Source organism: Dyella sp. (genome assembly GCF_035685805.1).
Taxonomy (GTDB): domain Bacteria; phylum Pseudomonadota; class Gammaproteobacteria; order Xanthomonadales; family Rhodanobacteraceae; genus Dyella_A.
This window is the reverse complement of sequence record NZ_DASSAB010000014.1, coordinates 80,226-92,708: the sequence shown is the minus strand read 5'-3', so window position 1 is coordinate 92,708 and position 12,483 is coordinate 80,226. Positions and strand designations below refer to the sequence as shown.

The following is a 12,483-nucleotide window of genomic DNA, read 5'->3' as shown; positions in this document are numbered from 1 at the left end:
GCTTGGCGCCGAGCAGCCGCTCCAATTCGGGCAGCGCGTCGCCCGTCGTGGTCCGCGCGATTCGAATTTCTTCGTCCTCATCCGGATAATCGACCTCCACCAAGAACATGAAGCGATCCAACTGCGCCTCGGGCAGCGGATACGTCCCTTCTTGCTCGACCGGGTTCTGGGTGGCCATCACCAAGAACGGCTGATCGAGCTGAAACGCCTTGCCCAGCACCGTCAGCTTGTGCTCTTGCATGGCTTCGAGCATGGCGGCCTGGGTCTTGGGCGGCGCGCGGTTGATCTCGTCGGCCAGCACGATGTTGTGAAACAGCGGCCCGCGCTCGAACTCGAAGCTGCCCGACTGCGGCCGGAAGACGTCCGTGCCGGTGAGGTCCGCCGGCAACAGGTCGGGCGTGAACTGCACGCGGTGGAAGTCCGCGTCGATACACGCAGCCAATGCCTTTACCGCAGTCGTCTTGGCCAGTCCGGGGGCGCCCTCGACCAGCAAGTGGCCGTCCGCGAGCAGAGCGACCAGCAGGCAGTTGATCAGGTGCGGCTGGCCGATGATGGCCTGCTGAAGGTGCTCGCGCAGCTGGGCGAACGAGTGTTGCAGCGGCGTGCCGGTGCTGGCGTGCGCGGTGTCGGTCATCCGGGGTTCCAGTGAATGAAGCGGTGCGTAAGACACCATTTCAGCATGGAAGTTTGCACTGCCGGGCACGCATAGCCCGATGGTCATGCACGCTGCTCGCGGATCGCCATGGTGCGCGAGCAAAAAAAAGGGTGGCCGAAGCCACCCTTTCCTTGATCTGCGGCGGTGCGCTTACTGCAGCGTGTCGCTGAGGATGCGCGGCGTCACGAAGATCAGCAGCTCGGCCTTGTCGTTCTGTCGCGTCGTCTTGCGGAACAGCACGCCCAGACCCGGGATGTCGCCCAGACCCGGCACCTTGGTGATGCCGTTGGACTTGGTGATCTCGTAGATGCCGCCGAGAACCACCGTCTGTCCGTTGTCCACCAGCACCGACGTATTGAGCTCGCGGGTGTCGATCTGCGGAACCTTGCCGCTGCCCGGGGCATCAATGAAGGCAGCGAGCGCGTCCTTCTTGACGTTGATCTTCAGGTAGACGCGGTTGTCGGCGGTGATCGTCGGCGTGACCTTAAGCTCCAGCACCGCGTCCTTGAACTGCACCGTGGCGGTACCGCTGCCGCCGGCACCGGTGGCGCTGTTCTGATAGGTGACGTAGCCGATCTGCTGACCCTGGCGGATGACCGCCTCCTGCTGGTTGGCCGTGATCACGCGAGGACTGGAGATGACCTCACCGCGGCCCTCGGTCTGCGCGGCCGAGAGCTCCAGATCAACCAAATAGTTCGCACCGAGGATCGCCAGACCCAGACTTCCTGCTGCATTGGTGACTGGCAGATTGACGTTGAAGCCGCCGGCGCCCGTCTGGTAAGTGGTCACCCCGGTGGCATTCGATGCGCCGGCATTGTTATTGCCGCGCTCGATAGCGAGGCTCGCCGCGCCGTTGTTGCCGGCCGTCGGTGAGGTGGTGACCACGTTGCCGCCGCTGGTCGTGTGCAGCCCCTGAACGCCCCACTTGGTGCCCAGCTCGCGAGTGAACTGGTCGGTCGCTACCACGATCCGGGACTCGATCAGCACCTGCTGAACCGGCTTGTCGAGCACAGCAATCAGGTTCCGGATCTCTTTGATCTTGTCAGGGTTATCGTTGATCAGCAGTGTATTGGTGCGGTCGTCGAACGACACGCTGCCGCGCGGTGAGAGGAAGCCCCGATTGTTGGTACCGCCACTTCCGCCGCCCTGCTTGGCACCTGAAGTCAGCAGCTTGGCAATGTCGGAGGCCTTGCCGTAACTGATCGGCACGTAGTCTGTGACCAGCTCGGCATTGTCTTCCGCCTTGATGCGGGCGTCAGCCACGCTCTGCTCGTAATCGGCCAGCTCGCGCTGCGGAGCAATCCAGACCACGTTGCCGCTGCGACGCTTGTCCAAGCCCTTGGCACGCAGAACCACGTCAAGCGCCTGATCCCAAGGCACGTTGACCAGTCTCAGCGTGACACTGCCGCCGACGGAGTCGGAAGCCACCAGGTTCAGGCCGGAGATATCCGCCAGCAACTGGAGCGCCGAACGCACCGGGATGTCCTGGAAGTTGAAGGTGACGCGGCTGCCGTTGTAGACCGGCTCCTGGCCCTTGGCGACCGTGGAGGTCGAGGCGTCCTTCTTCTTGGGCGCCACTTCCACTACGTACTGGTCGGCAGTCTGGTACGCGGAGGTCTCGACGTTGCCGGAGATGTTGATCTCCATCTGAGCGCCATTGCCACTGGCGCGCGTGACGATCGACTGCACCGGCGTGGCGAAATCCAGCACGTCCAGTCGCTGCGCCTGACTCGCCGGCAGATTGACGTGCTCCAGGTCGACGATCACCTTGTCGCCTTCACGGTGCATGTTGGCGTTGGCGCCGGCGCCGCTGAAGTTGACCAGGATGCGACCCTCGCCCTTGGGACCGCGGCGGAAGTCCACGTTCGACACCGCCGGACCACTGCTGGCCGAGGGCAGGCGCTTGGACGGATCGACGGTCGCGGCGGTGGTCGTGGTCTGCGCGGCGCTGCCGTTGTTGACGGTGAGCACCAGACTGTTGCCGTCAACGCGGGAGACGTAGGTCGACTCGCGCATCAGTTCGATCACCACCCGGGTGCGCCCGCCGGCGGAAACCGCCGAGACGCCCGAGGTCGAACCTTGGCCGATGTCCAGATGGCGAGCCGCGCTGTTGTCGGTATCGGCAAAGTCGATAGCGATGCGCGGCGGCGTGCCGGTGGTGAAGATCTTCGGTTGCGGCACCTGGCCCTGGTCGAAGTTCATGTGCAGTTCCACGCGACCGCCAGGCAGCACGTCGTAACTGATGTCCTTCAGGGTCGCGGTGGCAGCAAGTGCCGACTGGGACCAGAACGCGGCCGTGGCCAGCATGGTCATCACCAGATAACGGCTCGCGTGGCGCATGATTCGGCCCTGAACAGGTGTGGTTTGGTTGCTCATTGCATCAGCCCCTGTGTTTCCTATTTCTCGCCGAGCGCGATGCTGGCCGGACGTTCCATCCAGCCACCATTACCGTTGGAGATGAGTTCCACGAGATCGACATGATCGTCGCTGATCGCGGTGATATGGCCATAGTTCTGGCCCATGTATTCGTTGGTGTGCACGCGGTGGATCACGCCCTGCGGATCCTTGATAAGCACCTCGATGTTCTTGCCCGCACCAACGGTACCGACCATCTTCAGGCTGTCGAGGGCGAACATCTCCAGCGGCTGCTTGGCTCGATCCTGATCCGGCCGGGGCCCCGTCGACGCTGCGGCGCTCGCCGCCGGTTGCAGTTCGGCGGAGCTCGGGCTGAACGGATCGCGATCGCCCTGATCGGTGTACTCGAAGGTCTCGAAAGTGCGGATCACGGGCAGAGGCTGGATCGGTGCGCCTTTGCGCGCCTTCTCCTTGGCCACCCAGTCACGCAGGTCCGACATGCCGCGGGTGCATCCGGCGAGGGACAGCAGCGCCAGGCCGATCACCCCCACTCGGACCCAACGATTGTTCCTGGCGAAAGACAGGCTCATTTCCGCCCCCTCTTCTTGCTCTTGCTGGAAGCCGCCTTCGCCTTGGCGTCGGCGGTTTCGTCGTCATCGAGGTAACGGTAGGTCTTGACCGTTCCCTGCAGCACCAGCTTGCCCGAGCCTTCCGCTCCCGCCTTGGGAGTGAGCGACACGTCGTGCAGGGTCAGGATCACCACTCGCGGCAGCGAAGCCACGCCGCTGATGAACGTGCCGAACTGGTGGTACGTGCCGATCATGCGAAGCGTGATCGGCTTCTCGGCGTAGAAGTCCTTCGGCGTCTCGGCACCGGGCTGGAACAGGTCAGCCTCGAGGCCGGCCGACAGCGCCGTCTGCGAGATATCGACCAGCAGCTCCGGCATCTCGGTCTTGCTGGGCAACTGACGCAGCAGCTGGCGAAGCATGTCCTGCATCTCATCGAGCTGCTGCTGCAGGGCGTCCAGATTGACCGCCTTGGCCTGCTTCTGGGCGAACTCCTGCTTGAGCTGCTCTTCTTTCGCCGCCAGCGTCTGCAGCGAGTCTTGCTGGTCGCTGATATACAGGTACCAGCCGAGAAAGCCGATCACTACAAACACCAAGGCAGTGAAGAAGACCTTGATGGATTGGGGCCAGGCTCCGATGTTGTTGCGATCGAGGCTACGCAGATCGTCAAAGAATTTCACGACTTGGCCCCTCCCGCCGTCGGCGCTTTCGTGGGTGCCGCCGGAGCAGCCGTGGCAGGCGCCGTCGCAGATGCCTTCGTCGCCCCCTTGGGATCGCTGGTGTTACCCGCGGCATCCTTCATCACTTCGCCTCCCGTCTGCGCATCGTCCTTGGGCCGGCTCAGCGACACGTTCAGGCCGAAGGTGTAAGGCATGCGCAGGTCTTTGTGGACGTTTTCGGTCTTGCGCAGATCGGCATGCCCCATCCAGGGCGACGCCTCGATGTTGCGCATGTACTCGGCGACGCTCGCGTTGGACTGCGCCACGCCCTCGAGCGACATGGAGTCGCCGCTCTGCTTGAGACCCGTCAGGCGCGAGCTGGAGGGAATCGTCTTCACCAGCTCGTCGAACAGGTGAACCATCTGCGACCGGTTGGCCTGCAGCTGCTCGATGATCTGCTTGCGCGCCAGCAGGCGCTCGCGAACCTTCTCGAGGTCCTTGATCTTGGCGATCTTCTCGTCGAGCTGCTTGATCTCGGTGGTCAGGTAGCCATTGCGCTCGTTCTGGTTGTCGATGCGCATGCCCATCCACCAGCCCCAGACGAACAGGCACAGCAGACCTGCCACGAGGGCGGCTCCGAGTTGCATGAAGAACTCGCGTTCACGCTGCTTGCGCCGCTCCGCACGCCACGGAAGGAGATTGATATGTGCCATCAGTCGAAACTCCTCAGCGCGAGCCCGACCGCGATCATCAGCGCCGGTGCGTCCTGGGCCAGCGCCTGCGCCTGCACTCGCGAGGAAAGCGACATCCGGGCCAGCGGATTGGCCACCACGCAGGGCACGCCCAGCTGCTCTTCCAGCATCGGGCCGAGCCCCTCGATGGACGCGCAGCCACCGGCGAGCACGACCTGGTCAACCTTGCTGTACTCACTGCCGGCAAAGAAGAACTGCAGCAGGCGGCTGATCTGCTGGGTGAGCGATTCCTTGAACGGCTCCAGTGCCTCGGTCTCGTAAGACTCGGGCAAGCCACCCTTGCGCTTGGCGCGTCCGGCCTCCTCGTAGGAGAGTCCGTAGCGGCGCATGATCTCGTCGGTCAGCTGCTTGCCGCCGAACACCTGCTCGCGCGAATAGATGGTGCGCTGGTTGCGCAGCACCGAGAGCGTGGTCATGGTGGCGCCGATGTCGACGACGGCCACCAGTGCGTCGCGCCCGACGTTGAGCTGGTCAGCGAGCATGGCGAACGCGTTCTCGAGAGCGAAGGCCTCCACGTCGACGACCCGTGCGGCGAGGCCGCCCAGATCCAGCGCCGCGACACGCATGTCGACGTTTTCGGTGCGCGAGGCCGCCAACAGCACGTTGTTCATGTCGGGGTTGTCGCGCACCGGCCCCATCACCTCGAAGTCGAGACTCACTTCGTCGATCGGGTACGGGATGTACTGGTTGGCCTCGACCTGGATCTGTCCCTCAAGGTCGTCGTCGGACAGTTCCGCGGACATCGGCACGATGCGCGTGATCACTGCCGAACCGGCGACCGCAGCGCAGGCGTGCTTGAGCTTCGAGCCCGATCGCGCCAGCGCGCGACGGATCGCCTCACCGACCGCCTCGACCTCGACGATGTTCTTTTCAACGACCGCGTTGGGGGGGAGCGGCTCGACCGCGTAGTGTTCCACGCGATAACGGCCACCAGCCTGGCTCAGCTGCAGCAGCTTTACGGCAGTCGAACTGATGTCGACACCAATAAGCGGCGGCTTCTTGGGTGTAAAAAGACCCACGGTTGTTCCCCCTTGCCCCTGACACTCCAGCCGGATCCCGGTGGATGTGCGCTGGCATTAAATCCAAAAATTAACGCAATAGCAACGGTATACGGAGACTTTCTCGACTCATTGGCGTGATCAGACACACATTTAAGTCAACCCGTCTCTCTGGCCTGCTTCTTGCTGCGCCGGCGGCCGCTGATGCAGTGAATACTGCAACATCTATACTCTGGCACGTTTTGACTCAGGTCTCGCTACCTCATACATGATGCGAATTTTGAAGCGTTTGCTGCGCTGGGCACTGATCCTGGCTTTCTCCGGAGTTCTGCTCGGCGTACTGGCACTCGGCGTGGCCTACTGGTTGCTCGCTCCCCGCCTGCCGTCGGTGTCCGTCCTGAAGGACTACCGCATGCAGGTTCCGCTGCGGGTGGTGACGGCCGATGACAAGTTGATCGCCACTTTCGGCGAGACACGCCGCATCCCGGTCGACATAGCCAACGTGCCCGAGCGACTCAAGCACGCGGTGCTGTCGGCAGAAGACGCCGATTTCTACACCCACCCCGGGTTCGATTGGCACGGCATCGCGCGCGCCGGCTGGCACGTGGTGATATCCGGCGGCGACAAGGGCTCCGGCGGCTCCACCATCACCCAGCAGGTGGCGCGCAACTTCTTCCTCAGCCCCGAGAAGCTGTATTCGCGCAAGCTGACGGAAATCTTCATCGCGCTGCGGATGGAGAAAGAGCTGACCAAGGACCAGATCCTCGAGCTCTACCTCAACAAGATGTTCCTCGGCCATCGCTCCTACGGTGTGGCAGCCGCGGCCGAGTACTACTACGGCAAAACGCTGGACCAGCTGACCGTCGCCGAGTGCGCCACCATAGCCTCGACCTTCCAGCTGCCGTCAGCGGTCAACCCGATCAACAACCCGCAGCGCATGCTCTCGCGTCGCAACTGGGTGCTCGGTCAGATGCTGGCGCATCGCTACATCAGCAAGGACGAATACGGGCAGGCGATCAAGGAGCCCAACCACGCGTTCGCGCATGAGCAGCCGATCGAGGTGGACGCACCCTACCTGGCCGAGATGGTGCGCCGGCAAGTGCTGGACCGCCTCGGCAACGATGCGCTGACCGAGGGCTATGTGGTCAAGACCACCGTGCAGAGCGGACGGCAGAGCGCCGCAGTCAATGCGCTCCGGGACGGGCTGGTGGCGTATGACCGCCGGCATGGCTGGCGCGGACCGGAAGCACATGTCGACCTCGCCGATGGTGCCGCGCTGGCCGACTACGACAGCGCCTTGTCCGGCTACAACAGCCTGTCGGGCATGGTGCCAGGCATCGTCACGGCCGCGTCCGCGGACCAGGCCACCGTATACATGGCGGCCCACGACAGCGCCACGCTGGACCTCGCAGCGGTGGCGTGGGCGCGGCCGTTCATCAGCGACACTCGCGCAGGCGTTCCGCCGAAGCGGGTTGACGCGGTGCTCAAACGCGGCGACATCGTGCGCCTGTCGCGCAACGACAAGGGAGCGTGGGAGCTCGGCCAGATCCCGAAGGCGCAGGCCGCGCTGGCGTCGATCGCACCGGAGGACGGTGCGGTCCAGGCACTCGTCGGCGGGTTCAACTTCGCCCGCAGCAAGTTCAACCGTGCCGTCATGGCGGCGCGTCAGCCAGGCTCCAGCTTCAAGCCATACATCTACGCAGCCGCATTCGACCGCGGCTTCACCCCGGCGTCGATCGTCAACGACGCTCCGCTGGCGCTGCCCGACCCGTCCAAGCCGGGCGGCCTGTGGACACCATCCAACGACGACGGCAAGTTCGACGGCCCGATCCGACTGCGCGAGGCGCTGGTGCAATCGAAGAACCTGGTGTCCGTGCGCTTGCTCGACGCGATCGGCGTGCGCTACGCCCGCGAGTACGCGACGCGCTTCGGATTCTCGCTGGACGCGCTGCCGCCGAACCTGTCGATGGCGCTGGGTACCGCTTCGGTATCGCCGATGGACATGGCGCGTGGCTACGCCGTGTTTGCCAACGGCGGCTACCTGGTGACGCCGTATTTCATCCGCGAGATCGACGACCGCGACGGCAAGCCGGTCTATCTGGCCAACCCGGCGCGTGCGTGCCGTTCCTGCCAGGAACGCCTGCTGGAAACCCAGCCACCGGGTCCGCCGCCGGCCGACACTCCAACCGCGGCGACGGCAAGCCAGCCCGCCAGCAGCAGCACCCTGGCCGACGTCGGCAACACGGTGCTGCCGAGCGACACGCACGACGATGCCAAGGCCCCACCCGTGCTGGCGCCCCACGTGCTGGATATCCGCACCGACTATCTCGTCACCTCGCTGATGAAGGACGTGATCCTGCGCGGCACCGGGGCGGCCGCGCGGGCGCTGGGTCGCGAGGATCTGGCCGGCAAGACCGGATCCACCAATGACCACCGCGACGCGTGGTTTGTCGGCTTCAATGGCGACCTCGCCACCGCCACCTGGGTCGGCTTCGACGACTTCAGCTCGCTTGGACGCGCCAACGGCGTGGGCGAGTTCGGCGCGCAGGCGGCCCTGCCAATCTGGATGGACTACATGGGCAGCGCGCTGAAGGACGCGCCGATGAACTCGCTGCCGATGCCGCCGGGCATCAGCACCATCGCGATCGACCGGTCCAGCGGCCTGCCCGCCACGCCGGGCGCGCCCAATGCAATGAGCGAGATGTTCAAAGTCGAAGACCTCGACAAGCTGCGCAGCCAGGCGGCCCAGCAGCAGCAAGAGCAGGACAAGCAGCACGCTTACGACATTTTCTGAGCACGCGGGGTAGGATGCTGGCGCACCGTCGGCCGCGCTGCGGCCGACACTTCGTCTGATGAAGGAGCGAGACATGGCTCGAGGCGAGCATCACCGCATCCACGCCCATGACCGCCTGCAGCGCAACCGGCTGCGCATCGCCCAGGAAGCTGCGCGGCTGATGAGCGAGCACGGCATCCGTGACTTCCATCACGCCAAGATCAAGGCCTCCGAGCGGCTCGGCATCGCCGATGCGCAGAGCCTGCCGCGCAACAACGAGATCGAGCAGGCACTGCGCGAGCATCAGCGCATTTTCCACGCCGACAGCCAGCCGCAACGGGTAAGGCAATGCCGGGAGGCGGCCATCGAGGCAATGCGCTTCCTGGCCGCCTACGAGCCGAGGCTGGTTGGAGCGGTGCTCGAAGGCACCGCCGACGCGCACTCGGCGGTATGCCTGCACGTATTCAGCGATGACCCCGACGAGCTGCTGCGCTTCCTGCACGAGCACGGCGTGCCGTTCGAGGCACAGACCCGGCGCCTGCGGCTGAGCCCGGTGGAGTCCGCCGACTACCCGGTACTGGTGTTTTCCGCGGATGGGCTGCCGTTCGACCTGACCGTGCTGCCGGTGGACGCGCTGCGCCAGCCGCCACTGGATCGCGTCGACGAGCGGCCAATGCGCCGCGCCAGCCTGGCCGCCGTCGAAGAGCTTCTGCATGACGGCGACGGTGCGTCCGACCTCGAGCGCAAGCTCGCCGCGTTACGCTGACTCCGAGGCTTTGGGCTCGACCCGTAAAAAAAGCCCCGGCATGCCGGGGCTTTTTCTTTCCTGAGCGTCCGCCCGAACCGCAGCGGGATCGGCGTCAGCGCTTGCCGGTCGGCACGAAGTCACGCGGCGCGGCGCCGGTATACACCTGGCGCGGGCGTCCGATGCGGGCGCCGGGCGTCTCGTGCTGCTCGATCCAGTGTGCGATCCAGCCCGAGGTGCGCGCGATGGCAAACATCACCGTGAACATCTCGGTGGGAATACCCAACGCCTTGTAGATGATGCCGGAGTAGAAATCGACGTTCGGATACAACTTGCGCTCGACGAAGTACTCGTCCTTGAGCGCCGCCTCCTCCAGCTTCATCGCCACGTCCAGCAGCGGGTCCTTGACGCCCAGCTCGGCCAGCACCTTGTGGCACATCTCGCGAATGATCTTGGCGCGCGGGTCGAAGTTCTTGTAGACGCGATGGCCGAAGCCCATCAGGCGGAAGCTGTCGTTCTTGTCTTTCGCCCGCTTGACCGCCGTATCCACATTGTCCGGCGAACCGATTTCTTCCAGCTGCTTCAGCACCGCCTCGTTCGCGCCACCGTGTGCGGGACCCCACAACGCGGTGATGCCCGCGGCGATGGACGCATACGGGTTGGCGCCGGTGGAGCCGACCAGGCGGACCGTGGACGTGGAAGCATTCTGCTCGTGGTCGGCATGCAGGATGAACAGCAGATCCAGCGCCTTGGCTGCCACCGGGTTGAGCGTCAGCGGCTCGCTGGGCACCTCGAACATCATGTGCAGGAAGCGCGTGACGTACTCGAGGTTGTTGCGCGGGTAGCGCATCGGCCAGCCGATCGAGTACCGGTAGGCGGCAGCGGCGATCGTCGGCATCTTGGCGATCAGGCGGATCGCCGCGAGCTTGCGGTCCTCGGCGTTATCGACATCCAGATCGTCGTGGTAGAAGGCCGACAGCGACGCCACCGACGCGGCCAGCATGGCCATCGGGTGAGCGTCGTGATGGAAGCCCTGGAAAAAGTTCTTCAGCGACTCATGCATCATCGTGTGATGCGTGATTTCGTGCTCGAAGGTCGCGAACTCTTCCTTCTTCGGCAACTCGCCGTTGAGCAGCAGGTAGGACACTTCCAGGAAGCTGGAGTGCTCGGCCAGCTGCTCGATCGGGTAGCCGCGATACAGCAGCACACCCTCGTCGCCGTCGATGTAGGTGATCGCACTCTTGGTGCTCGCGGTGCTGCCAAAACCCGGGTCGTAGGTGAAATGGCCGGTGTCCTTGTACAGGCCACCGAGATCGATACACGACGGACCGAGCGTACCGCTTACCAGCGGCAACTCGCTGCTGCGATGGCTCGACTCATCGGTGAGCTTGACGATCTTAGGGTCGGACACGGAAACCTCCTTCGCGTATGTCACCGCCGCGGCCACCAGGCAGCGGTGGCGATCGGCGAGGGAATCGGGAGCAGCGCCGGTCAGGAAAGTCCGTCGCTGCGGCAGGTGCCGCGGCACCTTGGCCCGCAATTATCGCACATCAACCCGACTGGCATGCGCTGCCGCATGGTGCTCCAGGCGCGCAAAAAAGCACGGGGCAAGCCATCGCCTGCCCCGTGCTCGTCATCTAGTGTTCAACACCGCCTTGGCGACGCAGCTTACGCCTGCGCGCGCCGGTGGCGATTACTTCTGTGCGTAGCGACGACGGAACTTGTCGACGCGGCCGCCCACATCGAGCGTCTTCTGCTTGCCGGTGTAGAACGGATGCGAATGGCTGGAGATATCCACCTTGATCAGCGGGTACTCGTTGCCATCCTCCCACTTGACGGTTTCCTTGGCCGCGATCGTCGAGCGCGTGAGGAACGCGAACTCGGACGACAGGTCCTGGAACACCACCGGGCGGTAATTCGGATGGATATCGGGCTTCATGACAGGCTCAAAGCGGTGGGTGAAAAGAGCGGCATTGTACAAACCGTCGCGCCTGCGGGTCAACCAGGGAGGTCCCGCAGGCTCACGATGCAGTCGGCGCACCCAGCGCATGACGCACCATGGCGGCAAAGCGCTCGGCATCAATCTCCAGCACGATGTTGGCGTTGGGCTCGCGTCTGCTGCGACCGGCCCAGTCCACCACGGTGGCGCCGCGGGTGAGGCTTCCGTCGAGCTCCACGGCCACGTGCCGCCGCTCGGCGCGAGTAACGATGGCAGGATCAATGGCGACAGCCATGGCCAGTGCGTCCGCCGCGATCACGCCACGACGGGCGTGGGCCTCGTTGAAGGTCCGCGCGGTGCCGAACACCTTGCCGAAGAAGTCGGCGCGATGATCCCCCGCGGCCAGCCAGCGGTCGAACTGCGTATCGTCGAACGCATAACGCAGGGTGGCTTCCCAGTCGACCAGGTCGAACTGCGGAAACGACTCGAACACGACATGCGCCGCCTCGGGATCGAAGCCGATGTTGAACTCGGCCGGCACCTTGCCGGTATTGCCCACGCCGGTGACTGCCCCACCCATCACCACCAGTCGCGCCACCCGCTCCGGCAGGGTCGGATCCAGCCGCAACGCCAGCGCAAGGTTTGTCAGCGGTGCCAGCGCCACCAGCGTCAACTCGCCCGGCCGCTCCCGGGTCAGCCGCAACAGCGCCTGCGCCGCCACCTCCTCCTGCGCCGTGGCGATGGGCTCGGCGAAGCCGATGTCGCCGAAACCGTCGCTGCCGTGCACGAACGCGGCGTCTTCGTCGCTCTGGCGCACCAGCGGCGTTGCGCAGCCGGCAAAGACCGGGGTGCGCACGCCGAGCAGATCCACCAGCGTGAGCGCGTTGCGCATCGTGTGCGCCAGGCCGACATTGCCCGCCGCCACGCTGAGGCCGGCCACATCCCCGTGGGCGTGGGCCATCAGGATGGCCAGCGCGTCGTCGACGCCGGGATCGGTATCAATCAGCAGTTGCGGCTTGGTCATGCGCTCTACTTCACGGG

The 12,483-nt window shown here is 64.8% G+C and carries 11 protein-coding genes; 2 read left to right on the top strand and 9 right to left on the bottom strand.

What is annotated here, in order from left to right; genetic code table 11:
- The 6 genes from VFG40_RS03175 to pilM all read right to left on the bottom strand — a co-directional run.
- Window positions 1-634 (bottom strand): AAA family ATPase (locus VFG40_RS03175; protein ID WP_324894807.1); only part of this gene is annotated, 634 nt, incomplete at its 3' end.
- Window positions 635-805: 171 nt separating this feature from the next.
- Window positions 806-3,031, bottom strand: a complete 2,226-nt coding sequence (locus VFG40_RS03170) for a type IV pilus secretin PilQ (protein ID WP_324894805.1) — start codon at window positions 3,029-3,031, stop codon at window positions 806-808.
- Window positions 3,032-3,051: 20 nt separating this feature from the next.
- Window positions 3,052-3,600 (bottom strand): pilus assembly protein PilP, encoded by a 549-nt coding sequence (locus VFG40_RS03165; RefSeq protein ID WP_324894804.1) that lies wholly within the window; start codon window positions 3,598-3,600, stop codon window positions 3,052-3,054.
- Window positions 3,597-4,256 carry a type IV pilus inner membrane component PilO gene (gene pilO, locus VFG40_RS03160; RefSeq protein WP_324894802.1) on the bottom strand — a complete coding sequence of 220 codons (660 nt, stop codon included), beginning with the start codon at window positions 4,254-4,256 and terminating at the stop codon, window positions 3,597-3,599. The genes VFG40_RS03165 and pilO overlap by 4 nt, the downstream gene beginning before the upstream one ends.
- Complete coding sequence (locus tag VFG40_RS03155) at window positions 4,253-4,948, bottom strand: PilN domain-containing protein (protein WP_324894800.1); 696 nt, start codon at window positions 4,946-4,948, stop codon at window positions 4,253-4,255. The genes pilO and VFG40_RS03155 overlap by 4 nt, the downstream gene beginning before the upstream one ends.
- Window positions 4,948-6,006, bottom strand: coding sequence for a pilus assembly protein PilM (gene pilM / locus VFG40_RS03150; RefSeq protein ID WP_324894798.1), 1,059 nt, complete (start codon window positions 6,004-6,006; stop codon window positions 4,948-4,950). The genes VFG40_RS03155 and pilM overlap by 1 nt, the downstream gene beginning before the upstream one ends.
- Window positions 6,007-6,256: 250 nt before the next feature.
- Here pilM and VFG40_RS03145 point away from each other — a divergent pair, with 250 nt between their 5' ends.
- Together VFG40_RS03145 and VFG40_RS03140 are read left to right on the top strand one after the other, a co-directional pair.
- Complete coding sequence (locus VFG40_RS03145) at window positions 6,257-8,779, top strand: penicillin-binding protein 1A (protein WP_324894822.1); 2,523 nt, start codon at window positions 6,257-6,259, stop codon at window positions 8,777-8,779.
- A gap of 73 nt (window positions 8,780-8,852) precedes the next feature.
- The gene (locus tag VFG40_RS03140; RefSeq protein WP_324894796.1) at window positions 8,853-9,524 is read left to right on the top strand and encodes a hypothetical protein; all 672 of its coding nucleotides are present in this window, start codon (window positions 8,853-8,855) and stop codon (window positions 9,522-9,524) included.
- Between the two features lie 94 nt (window positions 9,525-9,618).
- On the opposite strand, the gene VFG40_RS03135 is transcribed toward VFG40_RS03140, so the two are convergent.
- The 3 genes from VFG40_RS03135 to VFG40_RS03125 form a co-directional block, all read right to left on the bottom strand.
- Window positions 9,619-10,914, bottom strand: a complete 1,296-nt coding sequence (locus VFG40_RS03135) for a citrate synthase (RefSeq protein ID WP_324894794.1) — start codon at window positions 10,912-10,914, stop codon at window positions 9,619-9,621.
- Window positions 10,915-11,196: 282 nt separating this feature from the next.
- Window positions 11,197-11,442, bottom strand: coding sequence for a type B 50S ribosomal protein L31 (locus VFG40_RS03130; protein WP_324894791.1), 246 nt, complete (start codon window positions 11,440-11,442; stop codon window positions 11,197-11,199).
- 82 nt (window positions 11,443-11,524) lie between these two features.
- The gene (locus tag VFG40_RS03125; RefSeq protein ID WP_324894789.1) at window positions 11,525-12,466 is read right to left on the bottom strand and encodes a nucleoside hydrolase; all 942 of its coding nucleotides are present in this window, start codon (window positions 12,464-12,466) and stop codon (window positions 11,525-11,527) included.
- Between the last annotated feature and the right edge of the window lie 17 nt (window positions 12,467-12,483).